The organism is Microscilla marina ATCC 23134, assembly GCF_000169175.1.
GTDB classification, from domain to species: Bacteria; Bacteroidota; Bacteroidia; order Cytophagales; family Microscillaceae; genus Microscilla; species Microscilla marina.
Genome location: NZ_AAWS01000030.1, coordinates 76,159 through 93,781 on the forward strand (window position 1 = coordinate 76,159; position 17,623 = coordinate 93,781).

General features: G+C 42.8%; 13 protein-coding genes. All 13 read right to left on the minus strand.

The genetic code is table 11. The features are described 5' to 3' along the window. Positions 1-186 precede the first annotated feature (186 nt). The 13 genes from M23134_RS23785 to M23134_RS23845 all read right to left on the minus strand — a co-directional run bounded on the left by M23134_RS23785 (position 187) and on the right by M23134_RS23845 (position 17,507). Positions 187-1,257 (minus strand): DUF3419 family protein, encoded by a 1,071-nt coding sequence (locus M23134_RS23785; RefSeq protein WP_002700310.1) that lies wholly within the window; start codon positions 1,255-1,257, stop codon positions 187-189. Next, complete coding sequence (locus tag M23134_RS23790; protein ID WP_002700311.1) at positions 1,257-2,291, minus strand: Rieske 2Fe-2S domain-containing protein; 1,035 nt, start codon at positions 2,289-2,291, stop codon at positions 1,257-1,259. Before M23134_RS23790 ends, M23134_RS23785 begins: the two co-directional genes overlap by 1 nt. A 1,150-nt stretch (positions 2,292-3,441) precedes the next feature. Further along, positions 3,442-4,629: a glycosyltransferase family 2 protein gene (locus M23134_RS23795; protein ID WP_002700315.1), complete on the minus strand. Its 1,188-nt coding sequence runs from the start codon at positions 4,627-4,629 to the stop codon at positions 3,442-3,444. Positions 4,630-4,647: 18 nt separating this feature from the next. Next, on the minus strand, positions 4,648-5,835 hold the full coding sequence (locus tag M23134_RS23800) for a glycosyltransferase family 4 protein (protein ID WP_002700316.1): 1,188 nt from the start codon (positions 5,833-5,835) through the stop codon (positions 4,648-4,650). 12 nt (positions 5,836-5,847) lie between these two features. Further along, on the minus strand, positions 5,848-7,041 hold the full coding sequence (locus M23134_RS23805; RefSeq protein ID WP_002700319.1) for a glycosyltransferase: 1,194 nt from the start codon (positions 7,039-7,041) through the stop codon (positions 5,848-5,850). An 82-nt stretch (positions 7,042-7,123) separates the two neighbouring features. Further along, positions 7,124-8,317: a glycosyltransferase gene (locus M23134_RS23810; RefSeq protein ID WP_157558620.1), complete on the minus strand. Its 1,194-nt coding sequence runs from the start codon at positions 8,315-8,317 to the stop codon at positions 7,124-7,126. 177 nt (positions 8,318-8,494) lie between these two features. Beyond that, positions 8,495-9,940, minus strand: coding sequence for an O-antigen ligase family protein (locus M23134_RS23815; protein WP_002700323.1), 1,446 nt, complete (start codon positions 9,938-9,940; stop codon positions 8,495-8,497). A gap of 51 nt (positions 9,941-9,991) precedes the next feature. After that, entirely contained in the window at positions 9,992-10,909 is a 918-nt protein-coding gene (locus tag M23134_RS23820; protein ID WP_002700325.1) for a glycosyltransferase family 2 protein, read from the minus strand. Positions 10,910-10,958: 49 nt separating this feature from the next. Continuing rightward, positions 10,959-12,002: an acyltransferase family protein gene (locus M23134_RS23825; RefSeq protein WP_002700327.1), complete on the minus strand. Its 1,044-nt coding sequence runs from the start codon at positions 12,000-12,002 to the stop codon at positions 10,959-10,961. An 11-nt stretch (positions 12,003-12,013) separates the two neighbouring features. After that, a complete protein-coding gene (locus M23134_RS23830; protein WP_002700330.1) occupies positions 12,014-13,306 on the minus strand; it encodes an oligosaccharide flippase family protein in 1,293 nt (430 codons plus the stop codon). A gap of 1 nt (position 13,307) precedes the next feature. Further along, positions 13,308-14,546 (minus strand): glycosyltransferase, encoded by a 1,239-nt coding sequence (locus tag M23134_RS23835; RefSeq protein ID WP_045114209.1) that lies wholly within the window; start codon positions 14,544-14,546, stop codon positions 13,308-13,310. 44 nt (positions 14,547-14,590) lie between these two features. Further along, positions 14,591-16,783 carry a GumC family protein gene (locus M23134_RS23840; protein WP_045114210.1) on the minus strand — a complete coding sequence of 731 codons (2,193 nt, stop codon included), beginning with the start codon at positions 16,781-16,783 and terminating at the stop codon, positions 14,591-14,593. 10 nt (positions 16,784-16,793) lie between these two features. Beyond that, on the minus strand, positions 16,794-17,507 hold the full coding sequence (locus M23134_RS23845; RefSeq protein ID WP_002700336.1) for a TolC family protein: 714 nt from the start codon (positions 17,505-17,507) through the stop codon (positions 16,794-16,796). Positions 17,508-17,623: the final 116 nt, after the last annotated feature.

Sequence of the window (17,623 nt, forward strand, 5' to 3'; positions counted from 1 at the left end):
GCCTAAAGCTATTAGTCTTTAGCTTACGCTTTTGTTTTAATGTTTAATATACAATACTATGCAGTGATTTTAGTCAAATTTGTTGAACTCGCCAGAGGCTCGGTGATCAGTCGATGATGAATTTACAAACTATTTAACTCCATCGTTTCACACTTGGCATAGCCACGGTGGACTATCGACCGTTGACTAAAATACCCCCACACAAAAAGTGTAAATATAAGCCTCGTCCTCCTCATTCAGTTTTTTTTCTAGCCAAGTATTACGTTTTAGTGCAGGACAATGCATTTCGGGGCGCCTCTTGACTAAAAACTGCCGCTCGCAAAAACGCGCATGAGGTGCCGCAGCCTTTGCCACCCCTTGCCATATTTGTTGGTATACTACAGGTGGGGCATACGACGAAAAGTCGGAGAGTGAAAAGGCATTGAATTGGTAAGGGCTTTCGGCTAAGTAGTCGGTCAATGAAGCAGTGACTACTTCTACTCTATCAATATTTTTCTTGATCAAATCAAAGTTTTCGGGGCGCAAGTGGTGGGGCAAAATGCAGGGTGGCGAATACTTGCCCCGCAGCATTAAGTGGGCGTAATGGTTGGTTTTTAGGTCAAAGTTGTTGCCCATGTGGTCGAGGCGGGCTTGCATATAGTCATACACGTTAAAACCAGCCGGAATGAGCCTTGCTCCGGGTTCACGCACCACATATTTCCATAAAAACTGGTGAGAGATGAACCTCAGGTAAAACCGCCACACCAGGTTATCCCATTTTTTTGTCCAAATATTACGTTGCGCCTCCAGCGAGGGAGCAGTCATTAATTGCTCAATCAGTTTTTTGCGGGGACTTGCCAGCCGTAGCATACTCCTGAGCAATCGCTCCCAAGTACCACAATAGAGCACTCCGTTTCTGATATATTTGGGATGTTTTGCCCAAAATGCCTGGGCTTGCGCCGATAACAAAGGAGCAAGCGCTGGGTAAGTAGCCGCTCTTTTGCCGCAAGGCTGCAAACCAATAAATCGGGCGAAAGCCTTATAGTCAAAAGTATGGTAAGCAGCAAGCTTGAGCTCCAGTAGGTAGTTTTGGGCGGGGTTAAAGTCAATACTCACTATTTTTTTAGGGGTATCTACCAGCAAGTCGAGCGATCTTGCTCCACTGCCACTAATGCAAAGTACGGTGTCATTAGAGGTCAGCTGTAGGGCTTGCCGCTCCGATTCGCTGTCTTCGTTGCTTGCCGAATAGTTAATTTTGGTAAAAAAACGGTTTGCCATTATAAAAATAGTTTAAAATTGCTTTCTGAAGGTGTCATAGCTTGGCGTTGTTGGGCTGCCCGCCTGATCAGACGCATCTTGTGGTACATCATATCACCATCTATAGATTTATCCTTTTGTTGGGCAAATATTTTTTGATTGGCAAATTGTTGTTGGGTGATGTCAAAGTCTTGTGCCAGTACTTTGCGGGCAAGCCAAGGTAAAGCTCGCTTGACCAGGAAGTTGAGCTTACCAAAACGAAATGAAAGCCTTACCAAAGCCTCCGTTTTGCCTTCGGTAATGGGGTTGCAGGCAATCACCGCCATAAACCGAGGAACGTCGTTGATGGCATAATCAACCTTTACCAGGTTGGGCAATAAAAAGGCATCGCTGTGCTTGATGCGCAGGTTTTTGCCCAGAATAAGCTGTAGTGCCACGCCTATTTTTTCGGTGGTTTCAGCATAACTTGCCAATAGTTGGTGAGAGGCTACTTTTAGTTGTACCTGATGCTGAGTAGGTGCCCCGTGCCCCCTGATAATGCCCCGGTGGATAAAAGGGGTGTGGGTGGCATCCATAAAGTTTTCAATGAGCAATTCTTCACTGGTATCAAATTGTTTTTTTAGCTGAACATGTTGCCAGCCTTTGGTTGGGTCTGCCAGCGACAGCGGTAACTTGGAGGGAGGTGTACCCTTGCCCAAATAAACCCAGAGCAAGCCGTTGGCTTGGCGTATTGGCAAAGTATGCAGTGAGGCGTTGAGTTTGCTTAGGTCTATATCGGGCGAGCTGGGAATATGGCAAACCCGCCCGTCTTGCTTGTACTGCCAGCCGTGATAAGGACAGGTAAGGGTGTTTTGCTTAAAACAAGTTATCGCCAATGGAGCCCGTTTGTGAGCACAAACATCTGCCACGGCAAATACTTGTGCTTGGGTATCGCGCCAAAGCAATAAAGGGATTCCATAAAGCTTGGTTTTGAACGATTGTTTTTTTTTCAGGTCTTGGGCAAAAGCTACTGCATGCCAATGGTCGGCTAAACCTTGAGCGGTGGTTTCAAACATATTTTTTTAGAATTGCTTTATTGTTTAAATGGTTCGCGAAGCGATGTTTCTTGTTATTTAAGCCAATTCAATCTAAAAAGCAATTGTCATAATCAAAAGTAAGGGTTAAAGTGTAGAGGCAATCCCTTGTGGTTGCCCTATCGCAAGCAATCCAATCCAAAAAACAACTTCCCTGTATTGGTCTTAAGGCTTCAGCCAGACCAATACCCAACCCAAAACTCATACACAAGTTGTTTTTCAAAGCTTGGGGTTCGCATAGCTCAGGTCACCCTGCGGTAAGACCTTCGCGGGGGAGGTAGGTTTTTGAAGACAATTCAATCCTAAAAACAACCTCCTCGTATTGGTCTTCAGGCTTTAGCCAGACCAATACTTGCGACCCCAAAAGCTTGTACTCAAGTCTTTTTTCAAGCTTTTGGTTGATAATTGCTCAGGTCACCCTGCGGCAAGACCTTCGTGGGAGGCATGAGCCAATCCAATCCAAAAAACAACTTCCCTGTATTGGTCTTAAGGCTTTAGCCCGACCAATACTAAATCTTATCTACAAGTCTTTTTTCAAGTTTTTGGTTGATCATTGCTCAGGTCACCCTGCGGTAAGACCTTCGCGGGAGGTAGAATTTGAGCCAATCCAAAAAACAACTTCTCTGTATTGGTCTTAAGGCTTCAGCCAGACCAATACCCAGCCCAAAACTCATACACAAGTTGTTTTTCAAAGCTTGGGGTTCGCATAGCTCAGGTCACCCTGCGGTAAGACCTTCGCGGGAGGTAGAATTTGAGCCAATCCAAAAAACAACTTCTCTGTATTGGTCTTAAGGCTTTAGCCCGACCAATACTTGCGACCCCAAAAGCTTGTACTCAAGTCTTTTTTCAAGTTTTTGGTTGATCATTGCTCAGGTCACCCTGCGGTAAGGCCTTCGCGGGAGGTAGAATTTGAGCCAATCCAAAAAACAACTTCCCTGTATTGGTCTTAAGGCTTTAGCTAGACCAATACTTGCGACCCCAAAAGCTTGTACTCAAGTCTTTTTTCAAGTTTTTGGTTGATCATTGCTCAGGTCACCCTGCGGTAAGACCTTCGCGGAGGGATATTTTTTTTTGAATTTGTTAAACTGGACACACGCGAGGACGACGTGTGCCAGTGAAAGCTTGTAACTGTCTATTCCTTCCTCCGTGCTGCCTTTTCCCAGGCTACACTTTGTTGTCCTTTGATGAAGCGAAAAAAGCCTAAAAACACTGATAGGTTCATCACCACAAAATAATAAGGAACAAACAAGGCTTTGAGCTTAATCTTTTTGGTTTGCAGCCACCAACCCAGCAACGCCGTGAGGTAAAACAGTACCTGTAGTCCTAGCATTACCTGATAAAAAGGCAATTGAAACAGGGCAAGCCATACATTGAGGGTAAATACCGCCAACAACGACAATGGCGTAAGCGTCCAGCGCAATACCCGATGCGATACGTATTGGAAGCTTAGCCAACCGTATTTGAAAATATTGAGCAGGGGCAGCAACCATAAAATAGACTGAATGCCTCCTGCGCAAATTCTGATTTTTCGTTTAAACTCTTCTTTCACCGAGCTTGAAGGGGTTTCCCAGGCTTGAGCTTGTGGTTCGTATTTTACTCGGTAGCCCTTTTGGGCAATGCGCATCGAGAGCATAAAATCATCCAGAAGGGCGTTGGCAGGTACTTGTTCGTAGAGCTTGGTACGTACCGAAAAAAGTTCGCCTGCGGCACCTACTACCGAATAAAAAGCCGAATCCATTTTTTTGAGCCATGACTCATACTTCCAGTAAATGCCCTCTCCGGCACCGTTGGCGGCGTCTTTTTCTAACACCTTGATGCGTTTTTCACCTGCTACTGCGCCCACTTTAGGATTTTGGTAGTGTTTTACAATCTCTTGTAAGGCTTCGGGGTTGAGATCAGTGTTGGCATCCGAAAAAATGGCAATATCGGCTTCTACAAAACCCATGGCGCGGTGCATGGCATGAATCTTTCCACGACGGGCATCTTCGTGTAGCACCCTAATGCCCTGAGCTTCATATTCGCGCAAAATATGAGGCGTTTGGTCGCTTGACCCATCCGTTACAAAAATAATATCGAGTTTGTCGGCAGGGTAATCCAGTTTTAGCGAGTTGGCCACCTTGTCGCGAATGTAGTCTTCTTCGTTGTAAGCGGCAATGACAAACGCCACCGTCGGAAAATCAGTCAGTGGGGGCAAAGGTGCCTCTGGCTTGAGCGCATTTTTGAGTTTTACCAAAACGCCTATCACCACCCCATAGCCTACATAAGTATACACTACCAGGGCAATGCCCAGCCAAAATAATATGATCAGAAAGTTTTGCATCAGATAAATAAGGTTGAATTAATTGCTAGTTTCTTTGAGGACAATCTCGCGATAAACGTCCAGTGAGGTTTGGGCATGGGCCTCCCAGGTAAAGTTTTTTACGTTTTCCAGCCCTTTTTCTATCAGCGATTGTTCCAGGGCTTCATCACTCGCAAGCTGTCCTATAGCTTGGGCTATCTCGTCGGGTTGGTGTGGGTCAACCAATAGCCCACAACCATTGGCTACTTCTGGCATAGCCGAAGTGTTAGACGTGATCACAGGAGTACCACAAGCCATAGCTTCCAGGATGGGTAAACCAAAACTTTCGCGCAGTGATGGGTACAAAAACACCTTTGCTTGATTGTACCATAAAGTGATATTGGCATTGGGAATATATCCAGTCAGCAAAATATGTTGGGTAAGCTGAGGCAAATTCAATGAGCTGAGCCAATCGGCCAGCTGCTCTTCGCTGGTTTCGGCTATGACCAAAGGTAAGGGAGAAGCTACACTTTGAGCGTATTGAGCATAGCCACGCAAAGCATTGCCCATATTTTTTTTGGGGGCTTGGTTTCCCAAATAAAAAACAAAACTTTTGGGTTGTAAACCCTTCATCAATTCCTGGTGTTGGTCTAGTTTTTTAAACTTGGCGGCTACCCCATTATGCGCCACTACTACTTTGTCTTTAATGCGGGGGAGTTTGTTCGTAATCTGGGTTTTTTCGTAGTTCGATACAGTCAGTATCTTTTCGGCTTTACGCACCGCTCTGGGCACGTTCCAGCGCCGATACACATGCCCTAGTTTTTGGTAGAGTGTACCTTGAGCGCGCCTTTTTTCCAGAAAAATAACATCATGCAGCGTAATTACTGTGGGTACCGGGCATCTCAAAGAGGCGGTATTACTGGTAAAGTGCATGAGTTCAATGCCTGATTTTTTGATGGCTTTGGGCAGTGAAAGTTGTTCCCAATCGAGGTAAGTTTTGGCGTTTACTTCTATCACCGTAAAATTGTCCTGACTTTGAAGGCAAGGGTCGGCATCGGGTTTTACAAAAACAAAATATTCGTTGTATTGATCTATTTTTTGCAAATGACGGATGAGCTCCAGCGCCACTATGTCCATGCCGTGCTTATGTGGACGAAAAACCCTTTGGGCTTCTATGCCTATTTTCATGGGGCGTGCCTGTGGAACAGGGTTGGTGGGTGAGTTCGTATCTTTTTTTAATGTATCCATGAGTTTTTCTGCTTACTTTTTTTGCGAATGTTGGTGAGGAGTTGGTAAAAACGATTTGAAACCTTTACGAAAGTTGAACAATGCCTTAAGCATAGAGAAAAAGGTCAAAGGCAACTTGCGGAAAGCATACAGTGTCTTATAGGTTCTAAACTTACGAGGCAAAGCGAGGGTCAAAAACAAAATAAGCGAGGCAAAAAGCCCTGCAGTGTAAATAAAGTAGGGCAAACCAAGCAAAGGGCTCAGGCAAGTAAGCAAGCCCAACCCACCCAATAAGAGCAAGCGAGGGGGTAACCAAAACTGAAGTACTTTGTCAAAGTAAGCAAAGTTGCCTTTCAATAGCTGTACCAACCCACTTGGTGCTCCTTTTACCCCATACTTTATTTGTGCCGATATCCAGCGAGTACGTTGTCTGCCAAATACCTTGGCGTCTGAGACTTTTTCGTCGTATACCATGGCATCATTGAGGTAATATATTTTGTTATGAGGCAAAGTCTTGTCCTTGATCAGGCTCAGTTCCAGTTCCTTGTCAAACCCGCCAATGGCATCAATTGCCTGCATGTGTTCACGGTAAATGTTAAAGTCCATCACCATTCCAGAGCCAATGAGCGCAGCAGGCAAGCCCAATACCTGGTGCCCGGTACGAAACATAGAGTTGTTGAGCTCTTCGCTGATGGCGTCTAACTGTGCCATGTCGTTCTCTTGGTTTTTGGCGGTGCGGTGTGCCTGAATAATACGGTGCCCTCCTTGCACGTAGGCAAGGTTAGATTTGAGCAAAAAGTCGGCTTCTATGTGATTATCAGCATCTAATATTACGGCTATGTCGTGTTCTTTCAAGTGCTGAAAAGCAAAGTTGAGTGACTTGGCTTTGGTACTTTTTTCAAATTTAACCTCTATTACCTGTACCGGCAATTGGTGAAGTGCCTCCAGAGTTTCGGGCTGGAGCTGATCGGCAAGCACTGCAATGGTGTATAGTTCTTTGGGGTAATTTTGTTTGAGTACATTTTGTACCGTGTCTACAATCACCCCATCTTCTTTGTAGGCAGGCAGTAATATTACAAAGCTTGATTTTTTTACTGCTTCAAGTTCTTCGATAGTGTACTTGGTTGTTTTGAAAAACAAACTGGCCACACAAAATAAGCCATAGTAACTCACCGAAAGGGTGAGGTAACCAAGTATGAAGGAAATAAAAATAGTTAGAATCCACATTTTTTATACTAATTATTCGGTGATTAAGAATTACTTTAATGTTCGTAGTGTGATTTTTTCAGTCAAAAAGCCTTACTTTATGTTATTTTTTTCGAAAATATCGGTGAGATGTCGGTAAAAACGATTCAAAAATTTTGCGAAAGCCAGGCAATGCCCTGCACATAAGCAAAAAGGTAACGGGTAATTTTTTTAAAGCATACAGTGTTTGATAGGTCCTAAGTCGACGAGGTAAAGCAACCACCAAAAACAATGCTAAAGCTACAAAAAGCCCCACAGTATAAGTAAAATATTGGAGCCCAAACCAAGGACTGATGCATACCAACGCTGCCAGACTCCCCAAGAGTATCAAGCGGGGAGGCAACCAAAACTGAAGAACCTTTTCAAAATAAGCAAAGTTTCCTTTAAAGAGTTGTACCCACCCATCGGCAGCATTTTTTAATGCGTACTTTATTTGTGCCAAAATCCAACGCGTACGTTGTTTTCTGAACACCTCATTGTCCGACATTTTGGCATCATACACCAAGGCATCGTCTAAATAATGTATCTTGTTGTGCGGCAATGACTGATCCTTGATTAAACTCAATTCAAGTTCTTTGTCAAACCCATCAATAGTATCAATCGCGCGCATGTGTTCGCGGTATAGGTTAAAGTCCATCACCATGCCTGAGCCAATGAGCGCGGCAGGCAAGCCCAATACCTGGTGTCCGGTACGAAACATGGCATTGTTGAGTTCTTCGCTGATGCCGTCTAATTGTGCCAAATGGTTTTCTTGGTTTTTGGCGGTACGGTGTGCTTGAATAACCAAGTGTCCTTCTTGCACATACGCATAATTAGCCTTGAGTAAAAAATCTTCTTCTATGTGGTTATCACAGTCGAGTACTACAGCCAAATCGTATTCGCCGAGGTGGTCAAAAGCCAAGTTAAGCGACTTAGCTTTGGTACTTTTTTCAAAGTGCACCTCTATCAGTTGTACAGGCAATTGTCTCAGATCTTCGAGGGTTTGGGGTTGCAAATGATCTGCAATTACTGCAATGGTGTACAGTTCTTTAGGGTAACGTTGTTTCAGTGCTTTTTTTACCGATTCCACAATCACGTCATCTTCTTTGTAAACTGGCAGTAAAATTACAACACTTGATTTTTTTACCTTGTCCATTGCCCCAAAAGAGCGTTTGGTTGGTTTGAAAAACAAGCTGGCAATGCAAAATAAGCCGTAGTAGCTTACCGAAACAGTAAAATAACCGAGTATCACATACATGATGGTTGTTAGAATAATCATAGTTTTATTTGAATAATGGAGCTTCGGTTTACAGGACTCCAGCATTGGCTTTTATTTAAGTGCGTGTTTAAATGTAGCAGACATTTAGATATATACTATCAGGTATCACCACTTATATTATATGACCTGTTTTGCAAGAAATTTACAAACGAAACAGGAAAATGAACGGGGGCAAAGTTAATCATTTGTTTTTGCTTGTGGGCTTAAATGTGGAGTTAAAAACATAATTGCCATACCTACATTGAGCAAACTACCTGTAGGAATCTGCCCCAGTACTCCGTTGCCATAACTTGCCAGATAAATTCCCCACAGGCCACCCCATATTGCCATCATTTTTTGCCGCAGCTCCGAGTCTTCCATATACCAAATATAATAACCCGAATGCCCGGCTATATAAAATAAAATAATCAGGTGTAGCCAAAGCCCTACGATGCCTTCTTCTGCCCATATTTTTACATACCAGCTATCGGTAGGAGTTTCTGCCAAAAAACTCCCTGGACTAAAGCGTAGCCCCCAGTTGCCCGCCGAACCCACTCCTCCTCCAAAAGGGCGTGAAGCCAAATAGTTCGACAGTTTTCGCTGATTGGCAAGCCTTACCTGTAGCGAGGGGTCGTTGGGGTCGAGCGCGGTACGCATCCGGTTAATGGCATAAATACCTTGCCCTATAGAAGTAAACTTTAGCACAGAAAAAGCCCCAATGCCTATAATAATGCCTAGTACTACTATCTTAAAGTTTTTGCTCATGACAAAGTACATAAAAAAGCCAATGCCTGGTACTGCAAGAGCCCCCCTTGTACCTGATATCATCATGCCATATAAGCACAGCACTGCAGTAATGGCATAAAATGCTTTTCGGGGAAGGCTGATTCCTTTTCTCAGAGCCATTACCCCGGCAGCTACCAGCGCGTGCCCCTGCGATACCCCAAACTGCCCGGCATCGCTGTAGAATGAAAATACCCGCAATTTGCCAAACAACAAGTGTTGAGTACCAGCGCCAGCGTCTAACCAAGCTTGTTCAAATCGGTCTACTCCAAAATGTTGTTGTTTGATTCCGTTGAGTGCCCCACAAATAGATAAGCCAAACCAAAGAATAAAGAAAATGTCTACCTCGCGTGGGGACCGCACAAGCAGCATTACCAATGGAGCACTTAGCAAGGGGTAAAGTGCCACCCCACGCATGGCATAAAACCACGCGACCCGGCTGCGGGCTTCAGGGTTAAACAGCTGTAAGAGGTTGTACCCCATCCAGATGGCAAAAGCAATGACCAACCCATTTTTAAGGATCTGAAAGTCATATTCTTCGGTTTTGTGCACTGCTACTGCTACCCAGGTAATAATAAGGATGCCATCGACTGATAAGCCCAAGGGCAGCCCAGATACATACCGCAAAATACCACTTACTCCAAACCCTGCCACCACATAAGAGTAAATACCAATGATGGGGTAAGTGAACAATAGGTAAAGGTAAAAAAATACAAATGGTAAACCGATCAAGCCCAACCCGGCAAGCATGCCGCCTTTAGCTACTACAAACGCCACAGGCAAAGTAGCGATCAACGCCAGCATCAACCTAAGGTTTTGGGAGTAGCGGGTTTTAAATGGAGAAGTGTCGGTAGGTTTCATCAATTTATTCAAAGCTCAGCCATCGGGCAATATACACTGCCCGCAATTCATCTATTTACGAAACGAAGAAAAACGTTTAAACAAAATACTGTTCCAGCAGACAGCTTTCAGGTATATTTTAAAATTTTTGAAATTGCCTTTGAGCAAATACTTGCCCAAACGTACTGGAGTTACCAGCATAACCAAATAAGTGAGTGCCATGAACAACTGAAAGCCCCTTAAGTTTCTACGGGCAAAGAATATACGGTTACGGGTTTTATAATACAACTGCAAAGGGCTATTCTTACCCACACTCATAGATTCTTTATGCAATACGAGTGATTGGGGCACAAAATGAATCGCAAAACCTGCTTTTTTGATTTGCTCGCACCAGTCTAGCTCTTCATAATACAAGAAAAACGAATCTTCCATAAGCCCGGCTTTGGCAATGGCTTCTTGCGACACCATCATAGCGGCTCCGTGGGCGAGGTGGGTTTGTCCGCCTGTCTGGTCATACTGCCCTTTGTCTTCTTCGCCATAGCCAATGGCATAACTTGCCACTCGCATAGGGTCTATAGCTGTAGAGCCAGCATATTGGATATGTACCTGGGTTTCGTGAAACCTTATTTTAGGGCTGCAAACGCCAATTTTAGCATCTTGCTCCATACAAGCCACCATGGGCTCCAAAAAGTCAGGGGCTACTTCGGTGTCGTTGTTGAGCAATAATACATATTTGCCCTTTGCCTGCCTGATAGCCACATTGTTTCCTCCGGCAAAGCCTAAGTTTTCTTGGTTTTTAATAAACTTCACCTCCGGATAACGACTCGTGATGAGTTGCTCTGGTTGATCTTTAGAGGCGTTGTCTACCACCAGTATTTCTATATTGGGGTAGCTTATTGCCCGCAACGAACTGAGCAAGTCGCAGGTGATTTCGGCTTGGTTGTAGTTAAGCGTTACAATACTTATCAAAGGGTGTTTTTCCTGATCCATAAATTATTCAATGCACTGCACGAGTGAAGTAGTTTGGTGGTGGATAAATTTAATTTTTTGTGGCAGGCATTGCTTGCCTTACCGATAACCTGTGATACACCCACTGGTACGCCTTGTCATATATCAGCGAAAGCCCAACTGCCAGCAACAAGTAAATAAACAAACCTGCTATACTGAAAAATACCTGGGGAGTGGGTGGTTGTATGTATAAAAATAATTGAAGTACAGCAATATGTACAAGGTAAAGCGGATAAGAATATTTGCCAATAAATAGCATCATTTGTTCAACAAAAGGGGCAAATGTCTGACATGCCTGGTAGAGCAACACGGTGATAGACAGGTACCCTACCATTGCCGGAATGTCGTTGATAATGATGCCCAAGCCTCCCAGGGAAAAGGTAAGTAAAGCCATTGTTCCAAAACCTGCCATAAATCCAATGACCCATCTGCCGGCAGGCAAGCGCCAAAATTCAAATTGATTGGTTTGGAAACGCCGGGCAAGCACCATGCCCAAGGCAAACTCCCATAAATACATTGGAAAAAACCTGCTCCATAGTTTATGCTCAGGTTGGGGACTGAGGTACAAAATGCCAAAATAGACCAGAGAGATGCCTAGGCAAATGATCAAAAAACGAACATTGCCTAATTTTTCGAGAACATTGCGTAACAAAGGAAACAATAGGTAGAGTTGTAAAATGGTGCTAATGAACCAGAACTGAATACCAAATACATAAAAAATCTCTAAGTCAACCAATTGCACAAAAAATAGTGTGCCCAGGTAGGCATACCAGTCCATTTTGGGGTGTACAGTTACAAAAAAGTTGATGATGAAAAGTAAGGTGACAAAGAAATAATAAGGGAGTAGTATTTTGGTTGCACGTCGTCGCAAAAAGTGTTGCCAACCCCGGTATTGACCCAAAGCGAGCCCAAAACCTGAAAGTAATATAAAGACATGGATACCTGTGCCCCCTAAGGGTACCGCCTTGGCCAACCAACCGGGTAGGGGTACTCGTTGGAAGTAGTGCATCATGACAATGGTAAAAATTGAAAACCCCTTGGCAAAATCTATAAATGTGATCTTTTTATTAGGCATAACAAACTAATTCAACGGAGCGAGAATAATTGTTTGGCATTCAATTGTCTGACATCGTGAATGGGCAATGTTTTGTATATTTTATACCAACCAAAACCCATACCTATAGCAATGTTTATAAGGGTGACACCCGCTACCATCACCAACGACCCTCCCGCACTAAGCACCAGGTAATCGCCCACAATGTTGATGGCTACCATAATACCTATTTTAAGCGTATTGATTTGAGGACGATTGAGGCTGTCAAGAGCAATGCCGATGAAGCGATCAATGGGTAAAAAAATCACATAAATCAATAGTATTTGAAAAATGGGCGCAGAGGCAGCATATTTGACTTTACCGATTAACACCATGAAAAATTCAGCCCAGATCATACCTATTAGGCAAAAAGGAGTAGCAAGCATAATAAATACCAGTACTTGTTTTTGGATAAACTGAGTGGCAATGACGTATTTTTTTTCTTCAGTCCACTTGGCAATTCTTGGAAAAGCCGTTGTAGCAAAACTTCGGAGGGGTACTTCGGCCAGCTCTATAATTTTGAGCGGAAACTGGTACAAAGCTACCGCAGCTGGTCCTATAAAAATACCAATAAGAAATATGTCAGTGCTTTTGAGCAGATTGGTGCCTAGCATTGAGAACAAACTGTATTGCCCAAAATACACCAGTTTTTTCACATAACGTTTGCTTACATACGCAATGTAACGAATGCCATCCCAACCACTTATCAGCGTAAATATTCCTGCAATGGCCCGCACTGCAGTATGGGCAATCAAAATAGTGGTAAGGTCTAGAGAGCGGTGGTAGTTGAAAAGTATAAACAAGCCAAACCCCCCCGTAATGCACAATTGAATAATGACCATGCGTACATAGCGTTGCTTCGAATGGCTGATCCACAAACCCATATTTGACGGAAGCGTGACCCAAATCACAATTGGGTACCATTGAAAAAACAAGGTGAAGTTTTTGCTGGCGATGGGTTCGGCAAAAGCCCAGCCTGATAAAGCAATAAGCCCCGAAAACAAGGCCGTAGAAATGAGCCCAATCCACCACGATGAACCGGTGATTACTTTTTGAACTAAACCCTTGGAGTTTGACGCAAAATACTTGACCAATGCCTGGTAGATAAACCCCGCTCTGACCATTTCCATAAAGGTAAAAGCTGCTACATACAACAACCACACACCAAACTCATCAACTGGGAGCATGTGGGCAAGAAACATAAAGCTTAAGAAACCAATGCCTGCATTGAACAAATTGCCTCCCAATACCCATAAGTTATCTTTGATGTGTGAAAGTTTTGCCATATTAGTAGGTCTTCTGAAATTCAGTTTTTTTGCGTGCAATGATTTGATTGATTACCTTTGAAAGCTCTTCGGCGCGATTGTCCCACGAATTAGAGGCAGCAAAAGTAAGGCGTTTTTTGGTAGCCTGGGCAAATTCTTCTGGTTGTTTGATGTGTGCCGCCAATTGCTTGATGGCAGCCAAAAACTCATCGGGTTGGCTAGTGATAGATGCAATTTCCTTAAAGTCGTCTACTTGACCAAAATTGGTCATTACCACTGGCAAGCCTGCTGCCAGATACTCATTTATTTTGAGAGGATAAATACTTTGGGTAAAGCCATTGCTTACAAAAGGAATCAACCCAATGTCGAACTTTGCTACATAATCTGCCAGCTTTTCGGGCGATTGTGCGCCAAAAAACGTGACGTTACTGTAGTTTTTCAAACGATCTTTGCCTTGTGGGTAAATCTCTCGCCCCACAAAATGAAACTGGGCATCAGGCAACTGTTCTATACAGTGAGCCAATAGTTCGTAGTCGAGTCTATCGTCTATAGTGCCCAAGTATCCCACTGTCAAGGGTTTGTCAGTAGCATCAGCGGCTTGTTTTTGTGCATAGGCTTGCTGAAACAATTCCAGGTTTACCCCATTTTTCACCAAAAAACATTGATCATTGTAAGCTTTCTTGTTTTGCTGCAATTGTGCCGAGGTAGTAATGATGGCATCGGCTTTGGCGGCAAAGTCGGCTTCTACGCCTGTACCGTGTTTTTTACACCATTTGGCATGGCTTATTTCGTCATAGCAATAGTATAACAACAGTTTTTCGTTGAGTTTGCCCACTAAAGGCAAACCGTAGGTAGGGTTAAAAGCATTGACGACAATAGGGCTGTGCATATCGCGCGAACTCACTGCCCTTTGAATAGCTTTTCTGAGGATACGTGCGTTACGCTTAACAAAAAAATGATGAATTTTGCCAGAAGGCAACCAGTTTACAGGGTAGATAGGGGGAGCAGTTAAAACGTTTATTTCAGTATTATCTTCGAGCTTTATGGTACGCAATCGTTTGTTGATGCCCAAAATCCGTTTGACAGGAATACTGTTACCACGCAACATACCCGTGATGATGTCTTTATAAGTAAACTGATACTCAACGTAGATTACCCGGTTATGACGTGCCAGTACCGACATAATTTGTACGCTGGCTTTCATGTAATCGCCTTCCCAGGGAGACATTGCCAAACAAACGATATTTTTTCCTCGAATCATCTTGCTGTATGTTTTATGGATTGCGTATGAGTTGTATTCTTGGGTTAATTTATTTTCTTTTTAGATTTAAATTCAAGGCGAAAAGCTCGTTTTACCCACGCACGCAACGAATAAGGCGACTGCCCATAATCCCCTACTAACTCTTCAATGTAATGTGGCTTTACCCCATTCAATATCATCAAGTGTTTGACATCGTCTTGCGACAAGTAAGTGTCAGACAAATATTTATCAGATTTTTTCCAAGATCGGTTAGCCCTTACAATCAACACGTTTAAATTTGCCTGTTTCAGCATTTTTAGCGGTAGCATTCCTTTTACAAATCCAGGAAGCTCTAGCAGTATATAGTCAAACTCTACCTCTTCGAGCGATATGTCTACCAACTCTTCAAGCGTTTGTTTTTCGGGCAAGTCAGGATTGACCATATATTCATAATCGCTTTTATACTGTTGGTTGTTACTGCTGTTGGCGGGGTTTATCTGTAGTACTTTCTTGCCCGAAGAACGCAAGTTATCTACGATCTCTTCTGACAAATAAGACTTACCTTCTCTGGTTTGAGTACTCGTGATTGTAATAATTGGCTGGGGAACATCTTTCAACTCAATCAGTATTTTATTGGTAATCTGATTGATCAAAGCCTTCCTGATTATTTTTTGATTTTCTTTGACTTTCTTCTTTTTGGTCACAGGTATGGCTCCCGCAAATGGCAAACCTACTGCTTTCATTGCCCTTGCTGGGCTCTTCAGGGTGGTATCCAGTAGCTCGGTGGCTATTACAAATGCCAAAGACCCAATGGCACCCACCATAAACCCTAAAATAATGAGTAATACTTTTTTATTGGGTTTTTTTGACACACTTGGCTTATCTACGACCTCCAGGTTCGACGACAGCTCAATATTTTGTTGGCGAATCAACGCTTGATTTAATCCGTGCAAAATTTCAATATATGCGCGTTCTTCTACACCTACTTCCCGTTCCAGTTTTTTGAGCCTGGATCCTAGTGGAGCAAAACGATCATACTCTTTGTCTATATCTTTGATACGATCCTCAAAAATCTTTACCCTTGCTTTTGCCTGTTCTACCAAAATAAGGTTGGCGAGCCATTCGTTTAGCAAAGTTTTAACGGCAATACCCCCTCCTGTAGAGTACTGATAATTGTACATATTGAGCACCTCTTTTTGCAAGTCCTTTTTTAAGGCTTCTATTTCTTGCTTCAGCGCTGTTTGGTTTTGGTCAACAGTAGGATCATTTTCGGCAGGTTTGCGGGTTTTTTGCAGCGCCAATGCCACAATCAGGTTCGATAGGCGTTTCTTTTTGATAAGAATTTCATCATTTTTGGCAAAAAACTCTTTGTTGATATTGAGCTTTTTTTCCAATTCTTTTAATACTGCTCTGGATGCTTCCAGGTTTCCTACTTCTTTTTTGTAAGCATCTGTAATATCACTTTTTTGCCCGGCTATAGATTTAGTTTGTTCGTAGTAATTTAATATTTTACCGTTTTCACGGAATATTTTTAAGCGGTTTTCTACCCCATTTAATTTAGCTTTTGCTTTATTGAGTTGTGCCTCAAAGTAAGCGACCACATCTCCTGTCTCCGATTTTTTTAGAAATTTATAACGTTTGATAAATTTTTCGACAACAAAAATCAACGTATTCCGACTGATAAATGCATCATCGGTGCCGTATTTAATGGTAATCATGTCGCTTGAACCTAAGCGCCTGGCCGATACACGCGACATTGCCCGGTAACTGTAGTAGGGGTGGTTGCTATTGAGTATTTTATTGAGCCACTCTGGTTGGTTGGTTTCAATAGACTTGTAGAGTTTGTCATAAGTAGCCTTAAAGTTACCTTTAACTACCAATTGTTTTCTTACTGTAGGGGTTACTATTTTTTTTAGTTTGTCGTAAGCTTTTACCCCTATAATACCTGAGGTGGGTTTGTCGAGCAATAAATGTTGAGTGAGTAAACTCAGGGCAACTTCTTTTTGAGTTTCTTTGGCTTTGATCACATTGATCAAGTTATCAAAGGCATTATTTACACTAAAGTAATCTATTCTTGAGCTTCCGGTAGACTCAATATTATAGCCTGAGGCTATGCCTGTATAAATCAAAGTTTCTGCCTCATATTTATTAGGCATGTCTTTGACCAGGTAGTATACTCCAGCGGCTAAAGCTACAGGTATAAAAATGAGTAGCTTTATATTATGGACTATTAGACGAACAAAGTCTATTAAGTTCATTTTTTGTGATTTAGAAACTGTTTAATGGCTTACCAACAAATTGTTCCAGCTTTAAGTAGGCTTTTTCATAGCTGTTTTTTCCTTGTTCAAACTCCTGATGGGCGTTGGAGGTGAGCTCGATGATTCGGCTTAGCTCAGCTATTTTGATTTGCCCCTGGGTAAACTCTTTCTCGGCTACTTGTCGCTGTAAAGCAAGTGTTTGCATCTTTTCACTTTTAATATGTAGCAAAGTTTGGGCTAATTCCAGGTTTTTGTATAGTTCTGTTACTTGCCATACAATTTCTCTTTCAATAGAAAGTAGTTGGTTTTCTGAAGCATTTTTCTCTTGAATAGCCACTTGAGTGACATGTTTTGCTCCTGAAAAGTCAAATAAAGAGAATCTGAGAGTAAAGCCGGCGCGGTAATTCCCTCCGTTTTTCAAGGCAAGTGTTTCCACATTGCCCGTATTAGAGTTAATATTAGTGACCGAAAAGTTGTTGGTGTAGCTATACCCCGCATCCATAAACACTTTATTCATCCATCGCTTTTTTCTTTCTTTGATATTGGCTTTGTCACGGAGAATGATTGATTGCTGATATTTTACCTGTGGAGAACTGTTGATTGCTGCTTCAGTTAACGCTGCCAGTGGTGGTAAGCGAAAAGCTGACCACGCGGTGTCTGTTTGTGCATTGGTGTTGAAGCAAGTCAATAATAAGACCCATCCGATGTATAAATACTTGTGCATCCTTAGTTTCTACTGTTTCAAATAGTAAAGAGAAGTTAGCAGGCTTTCTCTTAGGAATGGTGTAAAAATAAAGTTCTATAGTAACGCCAAAATATTTTGTTGGCAGGAGAGGCAAA

Excerpts from the sequence above, each read along its gene's own strand:
- M23134_RS23785 (WP_002700310.1), bottom strand. The coding sequence starts at position 1,257 with ATGGCAAACCGTTTTTTTACCAAAATTAACTATTCGGCAAGCAACGAA.
- M23134_RS23790 (WP_002700311.1), bottom strand. The coding sequence starts at position 2,291 with ATGTTTGAAACCACCGCTCAAGGTTTAGCCGACCATTGGCATGCAGTA.
- M23134_RS23795 (WP_002700315.1), bottom strand. The coding sequence starts at position 4,629 with ATGCAAAACTTTCTGATCATATTATTTTGGCTGGGCATTGCCCTGGTA.
- M23134_RS23800 (WP_002700316.1), bottom strand. The coding sequence starts at position 5,835 with ATGGATACATTAAAAAAAGATACGAACTCACCCACCAACCCTGTTCCA.
- M23134_RS23805 (WP_002700319.1), bottom strand. The coding sequence starts at position 7,041 with ATGTGGATTCTAACTATTTTTATTTCCTTCATACTTGGTTACCTCACC.
- M23134_RS23810 (WP_157558620.1), bottom strand. The coding sequence starts at position 8,317 with ATGATTATTCTAACAACCATCATGTATGTGATACTCGGTTATTTTACT.
- M23134_RS23815 (WP_002700323.1), bottom strand. The coding sequence starts at position 9,940 with ATGAAACCTACCGACACTTCTCCATTTAAAACCCGCTACTCCCAAAAC.
- M23134_RS23820 (WP_002700325.1), bottom strand. The coding sequence starts at position 10,909 with ATGGATCAGGAAAAACACCCTTTGATAAGTATTGTAACGCTTAACTAC.
- M23134_RS23825 (WP_002700327.1), bottom strand. The coding sequence starts at position 12,002 with ATGCCTAATAAAAAGATCACATTTATAGATTTTGCCAAGGGGTTTTCA.
- M23134_RS23830 (WP_002700330.1), bottom strand. The coding sequence starts at position 13,306 with ATGGCAAAACTTTCACACATCAAAGATAACTTATGGGTATTGGGAGGC.
- M23134_RS23835 (WP_045114209.1), bottom strand. The coding sequence starts at position 14,546 with ATGATTCGAGGAAAAAATATCGTTTGTTTGGCAATGTCTCCCTGGGAA.
- M23134_RS23840 (WP_045114210.1), bottom strand. The coding sequence starts at position 16,783 with ATGAACTTAATAGACTTTGTTCGTCTAATAGTCCATAATATAAAGCTA.
- M23134_RS23845 (WP_002700336.1), bottom strand. The coding sequence starts at position 17,507 with ATGCACAAGTATTTATACATCGGATGGGTCTTATTATTGACTTGCTTC.